This window comes from Paenibacillus sp. MAH-35 (assembly GCF_058135425.1).
In genome coordinates this window covers 40619-57242 of the sequence record NZ_JBYUPU010000038.1, presented here as the reverse complement: position 1 = coordinate 57242, position 16624 = coordinate 40619, and the positions used below count along the sequence as shown (strand labels likewise).

The window sequence follows — 16624 nt, the reverse complement described above, 5'->3', positions numbered from 1 at the left end:
TTATCCGATCGCGCCCTGTGGAGCGCCCCTATTCCCCCACTTATGCCCAGCCCAACTGCTTGTCCCTGGGTCGAAACGTGAATTGGGCTTTTTTGTCGGGGGTTATTTGTTGAATAAAAACGCCGGGTCGGATTATAATAGGAACATGTGTTCTTATTTTATTCGGAGGTGTTCCGTATGTCCTTATCATCTGATGTGCATCTCGACGCTTCTCCCGAGGAAATGCAAATACTTCGTAACGCGACCCTTCTGCCCGTCGTCCTTTCCATTTTTACCGCAGACAAGGACAAAACCGAAAACGAGGGGCCGTTCGTCTTCTCCGCACCTTATCTGGCCGTAATGGAACGGGCCATCAGCCGCATCGGCGAAGATATGGCGATAACCGAGCGGGAGCTGCGCAGACGCGGAATCGTCCTTTACGGGGAGGAACGGAACTACAGGGAGGTTTCCCGGGAGTACGACTGCCGGGGGCGCCGGGCCAAGTATACGCTCATACGCGGTATGTTCGGGGGAGAGCTCGAGCTGCTGATGGATTATTATCTGGGCCTATATGACGGACGTCTGTAAGGGAACCGCGTTGAGCAAAAGGATCGTATTTCTCGCAGATTGCCAATCCTTCTATGCCTCCGTCGAGAAAGCGTCGCGTCCGGACCTGGACAACAAGCCTGTCGTTGTTGCAGGCGATCCCGAGCGGCGGTCCGGTATCATATTAGCTGCTTGCCCGATCGCCAAATCATACGGAGTGACGACGGCGGAATCGATCCGGGAATCGCTCGCCAAGTGCCCGCAGCTTGAGATTATCAAGCCCCGTATGCAGTACTATATTGACGTTTCTTTGCAGATCACCCGCATTTACGAACGTTTCTCCGATCTGGTCGAACCTTACTCCATCGACGAACAATTTATTGATGTGACCGGCTCCCGCGCCCTGTACGGCGAACCGGAGCAAATCGCCAAGGCAATCCAGGAGCAGGTCTGGAACGAGACGCGGATCCGGACGCGGGTCGGAATCGGCGAGAACAAAATTTTAGCGAAAACAGCTTGCGACAATTATGCGAAAAAGGATCCTTCCGGCATCTTTCACCTTCATAAAGAGAAGCTTGCGGATACGCTGTGGCAGCTCCCGATCGACAAAATGTTTATGGTCGGCTCGCGGATGACGCAGCATTTTAACCTGCTCGGCATTACGACGATCGGAGAGCTGGCAAATACCCCGCTGGATAAAGTCAAAGAAATGCTCGGACGCAAGTTTGGGAAAAATAGCGACATCAACGCCGAGGTGCTCTGGCGGATCGCCAACGGCCACGACGATTCCCCGGTATCCCCCTATACGTTCGATACGCAGCAGAAGGGGATCGGCCACATGATGACACTTCCGGTCGATTACCGGAATCTGGAGGATCTGAAGGTGGTGCTGCTCGAGCTGTCGGAGCTGGTGTGCCAGCGGTGCCGTTCGAAGGGGCTGATGGGGCAGGTCGTCGCGGCGGGATGCCAGGGCGCGGATTTCGACCGGCCGACAGGCTTTTACCGGCAGATGAAGCTGGCTTATACGACGAACTTGACGGGGGAAGTGTATGAGGCCGTCTGCCGGCTGTTCGAGAAACATTGGAACGGCATGCCGGTCCGCAAAGTAGGCGTCACCTTGTCCGATCTGACTTCGGACGACGTGTACCAGATGTCCATGTTCCCGGACGACCGTGAACGGAGGATGCTGCTGGAGCGGACGGTCGATGAAGTCAAGCTGAAGTACGGCAATACGGCGCTGATGAGGGCGTCGTCCGCCACCCCGCCGGCTCAGGCTCAGCGTAGGTCCAAGATGATCGGGGGGCATTATAAGTAGCGAAGGACCCGCTTCGAAGCTTCCTGTCGCCCCGGGATGAGTTCCATCCCCCACCCCCGGTATAAGCCGTTCCCGCGCGCCTTCCGTTTTCATAAGATAACACGAGGCCAATCCTTGAAATTCGACGAGATGGCGGTGGTGCATCATGACGAACCAAACGTTTATCGGACGAATCGCCGGAGGCGCCGTCGAGAACATGGTGACATCCGGGGTGCTCGCCAGCATTACAATCGCGCAAGCGGCTTTGGAAACCGGCTGGGGGGCTTCGGTGCCCGGCAACAATTTGTTCGGTATTAAAGGAAGCGGAACGACACAGGATACGCGGGAATATATAAACGGCCAGTGGGTGACGATTCGGGCAGGCTTCCGTACGTACGCCAGCTGGGAGGACAGCATCAAGGATCATTCGCGGTTTTTGCATGAAAACCGCAGGTACGCGAACGCAGGCTTTTTTGCGCACAGCGCCGCAAGAGATTACGCCGGTGCCGCGCGCGCCTTGCAGGCTGCCGGATACGCGACGGACCCGAACTATGCGTCCAAGCTGATCAGCATCATTGAGAGTTACGGATTGACAGCTTACGACCGGGAGGCGGATCAGATGATTCAAGCGATTGAAGAGTTGAAAACGCAGCTCGCGGCTCTAAAAGGGGAATTGGCCGGGACGAAGCAAGCTCTGGCCGATGTGAGGCAGCAGCTGAACATGCCCGAGGTGCCGGATTGGGCGGAGGCGGCCGTTGAAGCGGCGGTTCGAGCCGGTCTGGTCGATTCACCGGAGAACGGATCATACGATTTTTACCGGATTATCACGGTTCTGCACCGCAAAGGGTTAATCTGATACAAAGGAGGGGTGCTGTCTTGGCGCTGCCTCCCTTTTTTGTTGCCCACAGCTAAAACAAATATAACTGTTGGACGGCGGGACCCGCAGTAGAGCAAGCCGAATCGTCAGGCTGCGGTTTAGCGGCTAATCGGACCGATTCGGAGTCCCGAAGACCGTATTGGACAAGCCACTGCCGGATCTTATGCCTAAGCGGGTGGCGGTACGATTCCGGTGCCGAGGAGGTGCCGTTGTACAAGGCCGCATACGTTTCGGTCAGATGCGGATACAACTCCCGCAGCGTGTGGAAAAACCACACCTTCACTTCCCGGGTACTCAGCCGCAGGAACGAAGACATGACATACTCGGGACGATGCTCCGCCAGCGCTCGTATGAGGCTGTGCAAATCCTCCTCCCCGTCCGATAGAAAGGGCAAGATCGGCGCAACGAATACGCCGACCGGTATACCGGCTTGCCTGAGCTGACGGACGGTGTCCAGACGTTTGGCCGGAGAAGGAGTGGAGGGCTCGAAATTGCGCCAAATGTCCGTACGCAGCGTGCCGATGCTGATGTTGACCGACACGTCGGGCATGCGCCGAAGCAGGTCGAGATCGCGTAAAATCAGCGGCGACCGGGTTGTGATCGATACCGGAACCGGATAATCCGCCAGCACCTCCAGACACTGCCGGGTTAACTGGGCCTTGGCTTCGACCTGCTGATACGGATCGGTCGCCGTACCGATCGCAATCCGGCCTATACCTCCGATGCCTTTGCGCGACCGAGCCATCTTCTCCAGCTGTTCCTTAAGGGCTTCGGCCGCATTGGTTTTCAGGAAAATGCGGTTTTGAAACGTATCGTCGGCTTCGGCGCCCAGGAACGAATGCGTGGAACGGGCATAGCAGAAGGCGCAGCCGTGCTGGCATCCCCGGTACGGATTAATGGACTGCTCGAACGGCATGGACGGAGCTTTAACGGCGTTAAGCATGGTTTTGACGGGCATCGGCTCGTAACGAATTTGACGTTTCATTCACCTTCACCACCTGTTATAATAAGAACGTGTGTTCCTATATTAACAAAAGCAATCCGGCCGCGCAATCGGTATGTTCCACCAGCAGGGAAGGCAGGTTACCTGTAGCGGGTCCGAGGCTTCCGATCCCGGAAGCGGCGGCTTATTAGGCGGCACCGGCATGAATTCGTCATAAGTTCAGCCGACACTTGCGTCAGCGGCTATTGGGTACGATAGCGGTACCGCCTACTCCACAAAATGGTTGTCCCTCCAAGGGGATGTAGCGTATAATGTCGCGAACAGGCCGTTTCCCATTGTCGGTGTGCCGGCAGTCCGGTCCGTGACTACTCGCCGAATATCCTGTCCAGAGAGGAAGATGATTATGATTTTGGAATCCGCCATGCTGCAAGTTAAGCCGGGAGAGGCGGAGCGGTTCGAAGCCGCTTTTGCCGAAGCGTCGGCGATTATCTCGTCCATGCCGGGGTACCGCTCGCATGAGCTGCATGCCTGCATTGAGGAAGAACGCAAATATTTGCTGCTCGTCCGCTGGGACACCCTGGAAGACCATACGATCGGCTTCCGCGGCTCCGAGAAGTATCAGGAGTGGAAAAGGCTGCTGCATCATTTCTACGATCCGTTCCCGACCGTCGAGCATTTCCGGCGAATCTATCCATCTTGAAGGGAGGCGCCCGGTGAGCGAATTTGCAGGCTACAATCGCGATATAACCGCCCAAACCGAGCTGCTGTGGTCGATGACGTCCGAACAGTCGTGGCTATCCGCCATGCTCGAGGCGGCGCCTTCCCTTGGACGGCACAGCTATTATCTGGGAGCCGGCTGTATCGTCCAGACGGTATGGAACGTTTTGTCGGGCTACGACCCGCTTTACGGAATCGAGGATGCGGATTTCGTTTATTACGACGACAGGGATCTGAGCTTTGAAGCGGAGGACCGGATGGTACGCAAGGCGCAGGCGCTTTTTGCCGACGCCCCGGTGCGGATCGACGTGAAAAACCAGGCCCGCGTCCACCTCTGGTACGAATCGCGTTTCGGGTTTCCGATCCGCCCGTACCGGACACTGGAAGAAGCGATCAACAGCTGGCCGACGACGGCGACCTGCGTCGGAATCCGCCTGGACGGACCGGGGAAGCCGTCGGTATACGCTCCGTACGGTTTAAACGACCTGTTCGGCATGATCGTGAGAGCGAACAAAACGCAGATTACCCAAGACATCTACGAACGCAAAGCGGCCAAGTGGAAAGCGAAGTGGCCGGATCTGACAATCCTGCCATGGGATCAATAGACGTTCGGTCGGACGAGCAGGGAGGAGCGGAATATGGGGAATGGCGGCCAACAGGAACGGCAAACGATAACGCTAAACCAGCTGCAAGCTTACATTAAAGAGAAGGATTACCGTCCCGAGCTGAAGCACCAGTATATGTTGAAGCTGTTCGAGGAAATCGGCGAGCTGGCCGAAGCTGTCCGCAAGGACAAGCTGTACCGGGAAACGGGGCAAATTAAAGGGACGATCGATGAAGAGCTATATGACGTCCTGTACTACGTTGCGGCGATCGCCAATCTATATGGGATCGATCTGGAGACGAGCTGCCGCCTGAAAGAGCAGTTGAACCACACCCGATATCCGGCCAAGAAGGGTGAATGAACGGAAGGATGAAGGGAGGGATGAACGGGAATGGAACGGTATCCGGAAAGCAGGCTGTTGTATGCGATCCGCGAGATCGAGCCCGATGACTGCGCTCCGATTCGTTCGGTGGCGGAGGCATGGTGGGGAAGCCCGGTAGAAAGCGATTGTTTGACGAAATGGTTTTTCCGGCATTTCCGCCAGACGTGCTTCGTCGCCGTCAAGGAGGGACGCATCGTAGGTTTTGTGCTCGGCTTTTTGTCGCAAAGCTTGCCGGACGAGGCTTACATCCGTCTCGTGATGGTGGCCCCGGATTGCCGGGGAACGGGGATTGCGCGCGCTTTGTACGACGAGTTTATCGAAACGGTCCGGGATCTGGGACGAAGCGCAGTCGTCTGCGTGACCGCTCCGACGAAGTCGGGCTCGATCGCGTTTCACACCAGACTCGGATTCCGGATGGACGCTCAGGACCGTATAGCGGAAGGACTCCCCGTTTGCGACGATTACGACGGGCGGGGAGGAAGGCGCGTCGTATTCCGTCTGGAGCTGAAGGATCGGGTATAACGTGTAATCTAACGTCGATTCCGGTCAGATGGACGAGTGGGATGCCCGACCTTGGACGGGGAAGAGGTTTTGTCTTTGGTCCGATGTAGATGCTTCTCCCGGGTGCTATACTGAGTACATAATCAAGAGCGGGCTGCAGCGCCTGCATTCGGGAGGAGAGTATCACTATGAGCTTATCGCGATTGATGAAGTTCGTTACGGGCGGCATGGAAGCATTCCTCGGCATCCCGGTTCTGGGAGGCGCGTTCGTTATATTCAGCGGATACACGGCGTTATGGGTGATGTTGGCTTTGCACCTGGTCACCCTGCTGATTTGTCATAAAGAAAATGCGGGCAGGCTGGGCAGCGTCGTCGGGATTGTGACGAGCATCGTCGGCTTTATTCCAATTGTCGGCATGATCATGCACATCATCTCGGCGATCGTTCTGATCTTGAGCGCGCTGACGCAGCAGGACAATCGGTATTCGTCCGGCCCGTATCGCCGAGTGAGATAAGTACGGATGGCGCGTGGCAGGAAGCGCCGGCAGTAGAGAGGAACCGTCGGAGCTGGATTCCGGCGGTTTTTTGTATGGAGAAGATGGAGAAGGAGTTTAAGGGCGGCCGTACACGGACAGCGGCCGGGTCGTTTAATACCTCGACGCCAACGGCCGTTATGATACAGCGGAGCGTGTGATGCAGCTTGCTTGATCATGCCGACAAGATCGGAGCGTTGGAGCGGACGATTTTGCTTGAAGAGCCGTTTCCGGAAGAAAACAAAGTATCGGTGGAAGCGATCCCCGTTCGCGTAGCGGCGGACGAAAGCGTCCACCATGCCGGGGATGCGCGGGAGCGGATCGATCTGGGGTACGGGGCGATTACGCTCAAGCCGGTCGCCAAAACGATCAGCGTAGCGCTGCAAGTGGCCAAGACGGCCTATGAACGCGGCGTGCCGTGCTTCTGCGCAGACCTGACGGTGAATCCGTGGATGGTCGACTGGAACAAAAACGTAGCGGCCCGGCTCGCGCCGATTCCCGGGCTGCGGGTCGGACTGATCGAGTCCAACGGTCCGCAAAATTACGCGAACTGGTCCGTGATGCGGGGCTACCACCCGGTTCCGGACGCGCCTTGGGTAGCTTCAAACAACGGCGTATTCCGGCTGGACGATGGCTTTTATGCAAGCAGCGCCGGCTCGTTCGAACGGAGTTCGCATTACGAGCCGCTGGCGTTCGAGCGGGTGTAGGCTGACGCGCCGGAGTAGCCCGGCTAGCGCGGATAGTGCAAGTGTGGTTGACCACCGCCATGCGGCGCCGATCACCCACGAAGGGTGCTTTGCACGGTGCGGAAAGTAGTGACAAGTATGCTGGTGCGGCGACAATGGTACGTTAGGTTGCCGCCAGGCCGGCGGAGTGTAAAGGTATTCTTTACTAATAAAAACCGATTCCTTCCTCCTCTGATCAGGGTGGAAGAATCGGTTTTAATTGGGTGGTAGCTCTTCAACCTTTCAACGCATGGACATCTAAGAACGGGTGAGAGACCACCTTTCTTTCTATGGGACGGCACATGATGTGTCGGGACAGCAGCCTGCCGAACAGCAGAATTGCGAACGGCGGAACCGCCAAACGGCCAAACGGCCAAACGGCCAAACCGCTAAACCGCTAAACCGCCAAACCGCCAAACCGCCAAACCGCCAAACCGCCAAACCGCCAAACCGCCAAACCGCCAAACCGCCAAACCGCCAAACCGCCAAACCGCCAAACCGACTGCGTAACAGCCGAACCACGTAATATCTGAAAATGTAGCGGAAAGTTTACTTCCTCTAATGTACGAATATTCCCGTAAAAGCGGTCATACCGGAAGAAAAACTTCCTCTATTCTCGCGAAAAAGGGGGATCACAGCCTTTTTAGCGGGTATAGCGGAAACGATACTTCCGGTAACCCGTCTTATTACGCTGTTCTATTGCGATATAGGAAGTGAGACTTCCGCTAGTACATGTAAGCGTATGGCACCTACTCCAACCGACGCTTACTCCAACACCTAGTCTAGACCCCATCCGTACCCCAAACCAATGTTGCTTTCAAGCCCGCTCTCTACTCCAGCTCCATGTTCCACAGCCTGCGCATCTCCTCGCTGCCGGCGAGCAGCTCCTCAAGCGTGCCCTCCGCTTCGAGCCGCCCGTCCTTCAGCACGAGGATGCGGTCGGCATAGGCGAGCGCCGATTTGCGGTGCGAGACGACGAGGCAGGTCGCTTCGCGGCGTTCGAACAGCCGCTCCCACAGCCGCCGCTCCGTCTCGACGTCGAGCGCGCTCGACAAGTCGTCGAAGACGAGCAGCTCGGCCTCGCGCACGAACATACGCGCTGCGGCCGTCCGCTGCGCCTGGCCGCCGGACAGCTTCACTCCGCGCGGGCCGATGACCGTATCCAGCCCGGCGGGAAGTCCCGCCAGATCCGGCTCCAGCACCGCGGCGCGGATCGCCGCATCCAGCTTGGCCGGATCGTCGGCGGCGCCGAGCAGAATGTTGCGCTTCAGCGTGTCGCTGTACAGTCGCGGCACCTGAGACGTGTACGCGCTTCGCGGCGGTACGAAGAAGCTGCCCGGGTCGTCGACCGGACGGCCGTTCCAGCGGATGTCGCCCTCGTCCTTCGGCAGCAGGCCGAGCAGAGCGCGCACCAGCGTCGTCTTGCCGGAGCCGATCCGTCCGGTAATAACGGTGAACGAATGGCGGGGCAGACTGAGATCGATCGCTTCAATCCCCCGGCCTGTCTCCGGATAACGATACGTCAGATTGTTCACATCCAGCCGATCCAGCCGGTCCGATTCCGTCTTGGCGGGAATGAACGGTTCCTCAAGCGGGCCGCGGAGATACAGCGGATGCGGCTCGACGAGCCGCGTCGGCGGCGCGTTCTGCAGCAGGCTTTCCATCCGCTTCTTGGACACTTCCGTCTGCTTGAAGTAGGTGATGAACTTGCCGAAGTTCTGGATAAACTGGGTCACGAACGTCAAGTAATACACGAACAAAGCGAAGTCCCCGACCGTGAAGCTGCCGCTCCGCATCGATTGGGCGCCGAGCAGCAGGATGAGTCCTGTCCCGAAATTCACCGTGTTGGAGAATACCGAATCGAGTGTCTGGTTGAGCAGCTTGTCCTTCAGCATCGCGCTCCGGCGCTGGTCGTTCAGCGATTTGAACCGTCCGATGACCCGGCTCTCCGCGCCCGCGACCTGAATCGCCTGAACGGCGCCGAACATCTCGCTGATCGCTTCGGTTACCTGCCCGGTCGCTTCCCGGCTGGCCGCCCGGTATTTCTGCAGCATCGTCGTCGACAACTGCGCCGCCGTCACGACCAATACGAGCGGAACGAAGACGAGCAGCGTCAGACGGGCGTCGATTCCCATCAGAATCGCAAACGATACGATGGCGAACACCGTCATGCCGAACGCGTCCACCGACCAGCTGATCGCTTCCTCCGTCTGCTCCACATCGTCGCGGAAATTGCTGATCGCTTCGCCGGGGGAGATCGGAATCGCCTTGGCCCCCGGCTCCTTTAAGATATGATGCAGCATATTCCGGCGCAGCAGCCCGCCGACGCGCATCCGGAAATTAACGTCGGTAATAAACCCGCCGATGATAAAGCCGGACCGGACCAGAGCCGTGCCGAGCAGCAGGATGATCAGCGTCCACAAACCGAGCTGCGCGGGCGCGGAGCCCGACAGCGTATCAAAAAAGGCTTTCGTGACCAGGCCCGGCAAAATCGGGGTCAGATAGATCAGCGTCCACATCAAGGCGTTGGCGATATACCAGCGCGGCCGGTAACAGATCAGCCGCCATAACAGTTGAAAGGTCGTCATACGAGCATCTCCTCCATTCCGGCCGCGAGCATCCGGCTAAATCGGGAGTCCGGATCGGCCGCCAGCGCCTCGCGGTCCCCGAACTCGGAAATCCGGCCATTATCGAGAATCAAGATCCGGTCTGCGCGCTGCACGGTTGCCAGCCGGTGCGCGATGATGATGCAGGTCCTCTCGCGGAGCAGCTTCGTCACGGCCGCCTCCAGAAGCTGCTCGGTGGCGGGGTCGAGACGGGATGACGCTTCGTCCAGAATGACAAGACCGGGATCGGTGAGAAAGACGCGGGCAAAAGCAAGCAGCTGCGCCTCGCCTGCGGACAGTCCGCCGCCGCCTGATTCGAGCGTCGAATCTAGCCCTTGCGGAAGGGAGCTCAGCCAGCTGTCCAGGCCGAGTTCGTTCAGCACGCGAATCATTCGTTCATCGGGTATGGACGTGTCGTAAAACGTCAAATTATCGCGGACCGTGCCCTGGAAAATTTCGATGTTTTGCGTCACCATGCCGATCCGCCCTCGCAGTTCCCGAAGCCGCGTATCCCGGATCGGGACGCCGCCCAGCCGGATTTCCCCTTGCTGGATATCGTAAAACCGGAGCATCAGCCTCGCCAGCGTCGTCTTGCCGCTGCCGGTCCGCCCCAGCAGGCCGAGCACCTGGCCTTTCTCGAGATGGAAATCGATGCCGTCCAGCGTAGCTTTGCCGCTCTCATACGAAAAGGTGACGTCGTCGAACTTAACGGCAAGAGGCCCGCCCGGAATCGGCGTTCCGATTCCGTCACGAACTGCCGGCTGTGTATCGAGCAACTGGCGGATTCGGACGATACTGGCGTCCGCTTTTTGCAAATCCTCCATCTGCGTGCGAATTTTCTCGATCGGCTTGGCCATCAGCTCGGTGTAATAAAAGATCATATAAACGGTGCCGATCGAGATCGCTCCTTTATGCCACAAATAGGCGCTCAGCGCAAAAGCGATCGCATTGCCGATCGTAAACACGACCAGTGTCGTAATCCACATCGCCGCCCAGCCGAGGAAGGCGCGGACCCGGATCGGCAGCCAGGTGCGCAGCAGCGTATGGAATTTGTGCATGACGAAGCCGCTGGCCCCGTTAGCCCGGGTATCCTCGGTGCCTTCCAGATGCTCGCCGAGAAAACCGAAGAAGTCGGCGCTGATCTGACGGAGCTTGCCCCAGTGGGGGACGGCGAACTTACGAATATATTGGATCGAATAAATGGCGGCGACGACAAAAAAGGTCATGCCGATTCCGACCAGCCAGCCTTCGCGGTACAGCAGGATGAGAATGCCGACGACCAGCAGCAGATTGCTCACCAGCGTAATGACGAAGTTGGAGAAAAAGTTGGCCAGCGTATTGATATCGCCGTCGACGCGTTCGATGATCGCACCGGTCGTATGCGACTTGTGAAACGACATGTCCAGGCCCAGACAATGCTCGGCTACATCGCCCCGAAGCTTGTTGGTCGCGATCCAACCGATATTTTCGCTGATATAGGTCGCGCCGACCGTGACGATCTGTTGCAGCAGCGACACCCCGATGAATAGGCCGGCGGCGATCCACAAAGCCCGGTTGGACTCCGCGCCTTGCGCAGAATCGATGAAGTAACGGATGAATTGCGGATTGACGAGCTGCATGATCAGTCCGGCGACGAGCAGGGCGCTCAGCGCAATAATCGATCGCCGCTGCGAACGCAAGTAATGGTGCAATAATCCCGCGTATTGGCGTAAAGGTATTTTAAATTCGGGCATATGAAACGTGCTCCCTTCCGGACAGACCCGAAAGCCGGGTCGCAACCATGATAGTAACTGTAGAAGATTCCCGGCAGGGCGTCAACGGGAGATTTCGGATACAACCGATCTCCCCGGGAGTCGGGAAATCATTTCCCGTTAAGCCCGATAAGGGCGGAAGGGAATGAAGTAGTTCTGTCGAACTAGTAAGTCATTGGCAAAATTCGACTCGGATCACAGAGAAGCAAACGGACAGGCGCACGGGTGCAGCTATTGCAGCCGATTGGCCGCTCCGGACGCGAATTCGTCTGAATGACATTCATGTGGGGGAAAAGGCATTGAACGAGCGTCTGATCAAACGGTTTGTTCCGGTAATCTTGTTCATGACAGCGCTGCAAGGCTGGACGTTATCGATTCCGTTGTTCGGATCGATTCTTGGCCCGAGCGCGGCTTCGGCGGGTGTGGACCCGGCTGAAGCGGCCACCGTCTTTCTGAGCGGATATGCCCTGTCCTTTGCCGGCTGGGGGGTGCTCCTGCATAGGCGGAGGCGAACGATCGGACAGCTGCTGCCGGCTCTGACGAGCGGCTGTCTGGTTTTATGTGCGGCCCTTAGCCTTTCGCTGCTCGTGCTGGACGGCTTCGCGTGGCCTGCCGTCTTTGGCGCGATGGGGTTGTTCGCTTCGCTTCCGTCGCTAAGCTGGCTGTATATGCTCACCCGCTGCGTGCCTTTTGCGCAGATCGGACTCGCTCTCGGCGTTAACGGCATGCTGGTCAGCTTTGTCCGGTATTTCTTCCATATTATTTCCGATCGCATCCCGCCGCAAGCGGGGATTGCTATCGTATCGGCGCTTCCGCTCGTTGCGGTTTATATTTTGCTGCGAATACGCCAGGAACTGGCGGGGGAGCATGCGGGCTGGGACGCGGACAGGGACAGCCGGCAGCAACCGGGGCATTTCGGAGTGAATCCGGTTCCGGTCATCGTTTTTATTTTCGTCATTTTCCTGCTTGGGGGCATCATGTACCAGGTTGTCGAGCCGTTTATGCAGGAGTTCGGGAGTCATACGATTTATTACCAGTCGATCCCTTACGTGCTGGCGATCCCGCTGGCCGGCTGGATCATCGACAGGCGGGGCTTCCGGCTCGCCATGGCGCTTGGCGTCGTACTGCTGGGGCTGGCGTATACCACATTCGCCTTCTCCACCTCTTTTCCGGCTGCCGTGGCGGGCAATACGCTGATCCAGATCGGGTTTGCCGTGCTGGACGTCTTCGTGTTATATGCGCTAGCTGCCGTATCGTCGCCGGACCGTCGGTTTCTCGTCACAGGGATCGGGCTCGGTTTCTACATCTTGTCGATTCGGCTCGGGACCGAACTGAATGCGTTGGTCGTTCCGTATTCGAACGGCAACTATATCGTCGTTTATTTGACGGCGCTGTTTATTTTGCTGATCAGCGTGCTGCTCATTCATTGGGTGAGCGATTTCGAGCCGCGCGAGATCGAGAAGCGGCAGCGTCTGGAGAAGCTGGGCACGTATTATGAGGAAAAGGACGCCGAGCTTCGCGAAGCGCGTCAAGTACAGGCCGGCATGCTGCGCGCCCAGTGGCGGCTTCCGCCCGGGATCGAGGCGGCCGTGATGACCGAATCGGCCAAGGAGGTGGGCGGCGATTTCTACGATCTGATTCCGCTCGAAGGGCGCCGCGCGTTATTTGCGGTCGGAGACGTCACGGGCAAAGGGCTCGCCGCCGCGCTGGTCATGTCCAAGATGATCGGCCTGCTGCGGTCCGAAGCTTATTACGGCCATTCGCTTACGGAGATCGTGGAGCATATGAACCGGATGCTGCTGCGCGAGCCGGAGGAGATGGCGATGGTGACGCTCGGCCTGGCGCTCGTGGACCGGGAATCGTCATCGGTCACCTACGTCTCGGCCGGCCATGTCGCTCCCTACATCGTGCGCGGCGGATTGGCGGAAGCGCTCGATACCCACTCTCTGCCTCTCGGCATCGATGAGGTACTGCGTCCATGGAGCGGCAAAGTCGTGATGGAGCCCGGCGATTTGTTCGTCATGTACACCGACGGCGTGCTGGATCTGGAGAACGGCGGCGGTGAACGGTTCGGGCTGGACCGGTTCGAGCAGTTGCTAAGTGAAGCCGGCGAAGGGGGAGACCCGGAGCTGGCGCTGAAGCGGATCGTGGACGCATTCAACCGGTTTGGAGCCGTTACCGACGATACGACGCTGCTCCTGATCCGGATGAACGGCAAGAGTGCGGGGACGGACGGAGGGTGAATCGGAGCCCCTGGAAGGGGGAGGTTTACTCTCGAAGAATTTTGTCGAAAAAAGTAAAAATATGATGGAAAATGTCGGCAAAGGTGCTATGATGGAGCTAACATCACGATCGATACACGGAGGTACGCCATGGAGCAGCTTGGGGGGCAATACCATCACGGATTAATGGCGCTATCCTATCTGGTGGCTGTCCTTGCTTCCTATACCGCCCTGGATCTGGCCGGCCGCATTACGGCTGCGCGGGGTCCGGCCCGCAGGCTCTGGTTAAGCTGCGGCGCTTTCGCTATGGGCTCGGGCATCTGGTCGATGCATTTTATAGGGATGCTCGCATTTCATCTCCCCGTTCCTGTCCGCTATGACTACGGTGTCGTCTTTGCTTCTTACCTGTTGGCTGTATTGGCCTCGGGGATCGCTCTCTATATTGTCAGCCGCAAGGAAATGCCGCTGCCCGGCCTGCTGGCCGGAGGACTGCTGATGGGCGCTGGCGTCTCGTCGATGCACTACATCGGCATGTCCGCCATGCAACTGCACGAGATCGTCCTTACCTACGACGCCGCGTTATGGTGGCTGTCGGTGGCGATCGCGATCACCTCGTCGCTTGGAGCGCTGTCGTTGTCGCTGTATTTCCGCATCCCCCGGAGCCGGTATTATGTATACGGCAAATGGGGCGGCGGTTTCATCATGGGTGCCGGGATCGTCGGGATGCATTATACCGGCATGCTCGCCGCCCGGTTTCATGCCGAATCGCCCGCCGTCCATACGGCCGCTGACAGCGGCATGAGTGCTCTGTTCCTTGCTTGCGGCATCGCGCTGGTCACGTTGTTCGTGCTCGGCTTCGTCCTCATTGCCGCCGTGTTCGACAAACGTTTGGCCACTGCAGCGGAGCAGCTTGCCGAGAGCGAGCACCACTTCCGGTCGCTGTTCGACTACAATTCGGACGCCGTGTTCTCCATGGACCGCAGCGGCGTGCTGATCAGCGTCAATCCCGCCGTCGAGAATCTGACCGGCCTTTCGTCTTCCTGCTTTATCGGCCGCCATCTTACCGAAATATCCGGCGTTAACCCGGAGCAGGCCATGTACCATTTCAACCGGACGCTGGAAGGCGTCTCTCAAAGCTACGAGATTGCCTACAGCAGAGAAGACGGCCGGGCGGTTGATCTGCTGGTTCATATGGTGCCGCTCTCGGCACGGGGGCGGGTTACGGGAGCCTATTGCCTGGCGAGAGACATTACGGAGAGCAAACGGACGGAGCGCCGGATGCATCATCTGGCCTATTACGACGAGTTGACCGGATTGCCGAACCGGAGAAGCTTTATGGACGCGCTGGAAGCGTGCCTGTACTCGGGAAGGTCGGCGCAAGAGTCGGTCGCTTTATTTTGCCTCAATCTGGACCGGTTCAAATCGTTCTCGCAGACGGCCGGTCACAAGGTCGGGGACCAACTGCTCCAATCGTTCGCGGAACGTCTGCGCGGCGTTACGGACGGGTGCGACTTTATCCCGGCCCGAATGGGCGGCGACGAGTTCGCCTATATGGCGGTGCTCCGCACGGAAGGCGAGGCGGCGAAGATCGCGTCGAAGATGAACCATCCGGATACGCCTGTCGTCATCGGCGGCCTGGAGTTTCATTTGTCCGCCAGTATCGGTTATGCGTTGTATCCGAAAGACGGAACGGATGGCGAATCGCTGCTGCAAAAAGCCCAGACCGCTCTGGACAGCGCCAAACGGCGAGGCGGCAATCGGGCCTATGCGTATGATGCGGCGATGGAAGCGGCGGCCAACCGGAAGCTGGAGATCGAATCCGGTCTTCGCAAGGCGATCGAGCGGGGCGAACTTGACGTGCATTACCAGCCGCAGGTCGAACTGAAGAGCGGGGCGCTGGTCGGTGCGGAGGCGCTGGTCCGGTGGAAGCATCCCGTGCAAGGTTATGTGCCCCCAAGCGTGTTTATTCCGGTAGCGGAGGAAACCGGGCTGATCAAGCCGATCGGGGAATGGGTGCTGCGCTCTGCCTGCATGCAGGCGAAAGCTTGGCAAGCGGCGGGGTATGCGCCGATCACGGTATCTGTCAACCTGTCGAACCGGCAGTTCGAGGAGCAGCATTTGCCGGAGACGGTTGGAGCGGTTTTGTCGGAATGTGGGCTGGAGCCGAATTATTTGGAGCTCGAAATTACCGAAAGCATGGCGATGGACGTCACCCGGACGATTCAGGCGCTGCAAGGTCTCAAGAAGCTGGGCATCGGGATTGGCATCGACGATTTTGGAACCGGATACAGCTCGCTGAGCTACTTGAAACGGTTTCCGATCGACAAGATCAAGATCGACCAGTCGTTCGTCCGGGATATTGCCAATGCAAATGACGACAACGATACGGCGATCGTATCGGCGATTATCGCGATCGCCCGACACTTGCAGCTGAAGGTCGTCGCCGAAGGCGTGGAGACGCAGGAGCAGTTCGATTATTTGCAGCGCGAGCAGTGCGATATGCTGCAAGGGTACTATTTCAGCCCGCCGGTGCCCGCAGACCGGTTCGAAAGCTTGCTGCGCGAATACGGGAGCCGGAAAGCCGCCATGTAGGCGGTTTTTTCTACATATAAGGTGGGTAGAAGGGCTTCTGATCTGCCGCAAAGTGTAAGATCTTTACTGATCTTTACGGTGCTAAAGGGAATGGAGGAGTTTCCTTCCTTGGCGTTTGAGAACGTATACTCAGGTACAGCCTAACGAATCGTAGGGTGCTTATTGCTGCAAAACGACGTTATTCCAGACGTAACGAATCCGGGGATCGTTATTGAACCCAAAGTGGAGAACAAACGATCCGATTCGCGGAAATAACGATACGAGAGTTCGTTACAAATTCAAACACTCGCATTCGGCTCTTATAACGGTTGCCGGGTTCGTTAGCGATACCACCGCATGAAAGAAAACACGA

Annotated in this window: 14 protein-coding genes; 11 read left to right on the top strand and 3 right to left on the bottom strand. The window is 58.0% G+C overall.

The window, feature by feature from the left end; genetic code table 11:
* Positions 1–177: 177 nt before the first annotated feature.
* The 3 genes from AC3Y2E_RS27615 to AC3Y2E_RS27605 all read left to right on the top strand — a co-directional run bounded on the left by AC3Y2E_RS27615 (position 178) and on the right by AC3Y2E_RS27605 (position 2675).
* Entirely contained in the window at positions 178–567 is a 390-nt protein-coding gene (locus AC3Y2E_RS27615; protein ID WP_332075874.1) for a YhjD family protein, read from the top strand.
* 10 nt (positions 568–577) lie between these two features.
* On the top strand, positions 578–1840 hold the full coding sequence (locus AC3Y2E_RS27610; protein ID WP_483875103.1) for a DNA polymerase IV: 1263 nt from the start codon (positions 578–580) through the stop codon (positions 1838–1840).
* A 145-nt stretch (positions 1841–1985) separates the two neighbouring features.
* Complete coding sequence (locus AC3Y2E_RS27605) at positions 1986–2675, top strand: glycoside hydrolase family 73 protein (protein ID WP_379216202.1); 690 nt, start codon at positions 1986–1988, stop codon at positions 2673–2675.
* 52 nt (positions 2676–2727) lie between these two features.
* On the opposite strand, the gene AC3Y2E_RS27600 is transcribed toward AC3Y2E_RS27605, so the two are convergent.
* Positions 2728–3681 (bottom strand): SPL family radical SAM protein, encoded by a 954-nt coding sequence (locus AC3Y2E_RS27600; RefSeq protein WP_379216200.1) that lies wholly within the window; start codon positions 3679–3681, stop codon positions 2728–2730.
* Between the two features lie 361 nt (positions 3682–4042).
* Here AC3Y2E_RS27600 and AC3Y2E_RS27595 point away from each other — a divergent pair, with 361 nt between their 5' ends.
* The 6 genes from AC3Y2E_RS27595 (at position 4043) to AC3Y2E_RS27570 (ending at position 7083) form a co-directional block, all read left to right on the top strand.
* A complete protein-coding gene (locus tag AC3Y2E_RS27595) occupies positions 4043–4339 on the top strand; it encodes an antibiotic biosynthesis monooxygenase family protein (RefSeq protein WP_332075878.1) in 297 nt (98 codons plus the stop codon).
* A gap of 13 nt (positions 4340–4352) precedes the next feature.
* Positions 4353–4961 (top strand): nucleotidyltransferase family protein, encoded by a 609-nt coding sequence (locus AC3Y2E_RS27590; protein ID WP_379216197.1) that lies wholly within the window; start codon positions 4353–4355, stop codon positions 4959–4961.
* A 33-nt stretch (positions 4962–4994) separates the two neighbouring features.
* A complete protein-coding gene (locus tag AC3Y2E_RS27585) occupies positions 4995–5321 on the top strand; it encodes a MazG nucleotide pyrophosphohydrolase domain-containing protein (RefSeq protein WP_379216195.1) in 327 nt (108 codons plus the stop codon).
* A gap of 30 nt (positions 5322–5351) precedes the next feature.
* A complete protein-coding gene (locus tag AC3Y2E_RS27580; RefSeq protein ID WP_379216193.1) occupies positions 5352–5864 on the top strand; it encodes a GNAT family N-acetyltransferase in 513 nt (170 codons plus the stop codon).
* 167 nt (positions 5865–6031) lie between these two features.
* A complete protein-coding gene (locus AC3Y2E_RS27575) occupies positions 6032–6358 on the top strand; it encodes a hypothetical protein (protein WP_190930171.1) in 327 nt (108 codons plus the stop codon).
* Positions 6359–6543: 185 nt separating this feature from the next.
* Positions 6544–7083 (top strand): hypothetical protein, encoded by a 540-nt coding sequence (locus AC3Y2E_RS27570; protein WP_379216190.1) that lies wholly within the window; start codon positions 6544–6546, stop codon positions 7081–7083.
* Between the two features lie 848 nt (positions 7084–7931).
* Here AC3Y2E_RS27570 and AC3Y2E_RS27565 read toward each other — a convergent pair.
* Together AC3Y2E_RS27565 and AC3Y2E_RS27560 are read right to left on the bottom strand one after the other, a co-directional pair.
* Complete coding sequence (locus AC3Y2E_RS27565; RefSeq protein WP_379216188.1) at positions 7932–9689, bottom strand: ABC transporter ATP-binding protein; 1758 nt, start codon at positions 9687–9689, stop codon at positions 7932–7934.
* Entirely contained in the window at positions 9686–11440 is a 1755-nt protein-coding gene (locus tag AC3Y2E_RS27560; RefSeq protein WP_379216186.1) for an ABC transporter ATP-binding protein, read from the bottom strand. Before AC3Y2E_RS27560 ends, AC3Y2E_RS27565 begins: the two co-directional genes overlap by 4 nt.
* 317 nt (positions 11441–11757) lie before the next feature.
* Between AC3Y2E_RS27560 and AC3Y2E_RS27555 the strand changes: the two genes are divergently transcribed.
* The gene (locus tag AC3Y2E_RS27555) at positions 11758–13701 is read left to right on the top strand and encodes an MFS transporter (RefSeq protein WP_379216184.1); all 1944 of its coding nucleotides are present in this window, start codon (positions 11758–11760) and stop codon (positions 13699–13701) included.
* Between the two features lie 129 nt (positions 13702–13830).
* On the top strand, positions 13831–16272 hold the full coding sequence (locus tag AC3Y2E_RS27550) for an EAL domain-containing protein (RefSeq protein ID WP_379216182.1): 2442 nt from the start codon (positions 13831–13833) through the stop codon (positions 16270–16272).
* The last annotated feature ends 352 nt before the right edge of the window (positions 16273–16624 follow it).

Bases quoted from the DNA above. Each gene is read 5' to 3' on its own strand.
- AC3Y2E_RS27615 (WP_332075874.1), top strand. From the start codon at position 178: ATGTCCTTATCATCTGATGTGCATCTCGACGCTTCTCCCGAGGAAATG.
- AC3Y2E_RS27605 (WP_379216202.1), top strand. From the start codon at position 1,986: ATGACGAACCAAACGTTTATCGGACGAATCGCCGGAGGCGCCGTCGAG.
- AC3Y2E_RS27600 (WP_379216200.1), bottom strand. From the start codon at position 3,681: ATGAAACGTCAAATTCGTTACGAGCCGATGCCCGTCAAAACCATGCTT.
- AC3Y2E_RS27595 (WP_332075878.1), top strand. From the start codon at position 4,043: ATGATTTTGGAATCCGCCATGCTGCAAGTTAAGCCGGGAGAGGCGGAG.
- AC3Y2E_RS27585 (WP_379216195.1), top strand. From the start codon at position 4,995: ATGGGGAATGGCGGCCAACAGGAACGGCAAACGATAACGCTAAACCAG.
- AC3Y2E_RS27580 (WP_379216193.1), top strand. From the start codon at position 5,352: ATGGAACGGTATCCGGAAAGCAGGCTGTTGTATGCGATCCGCGAGATC.
- AC3Y2E_RS27575 (WP_190930171.1), top strand. From the start codon at position 6,032: ATGAGCTTATCGCGATTGATGAAGTTCGTTACGGGCGGCATGGAAGCA.
- AC3Y2E_RS27565 (WP_379216188.1), bottom strand. From the start codon at position 9,689: ATGACGACCTTTCAACTGTTATGGCGGCTGATCTGTTACCGGCCGCGC.
- AC3Y2E_RS27560 (WP_379216186.1), bottom strand. From the start codon at position 11,440: ATGCCCGAATTTAAAATACCTTTACGCCAATACGCGGGATTATTGCAC.
- AC3Y2E_RS27550 (WP_379216182.1), top strand. From the start codon at position 13,831: ATGGAGCAGCTTGGGGGGCAATACCATCACGGATTAATGGCGCTATCC.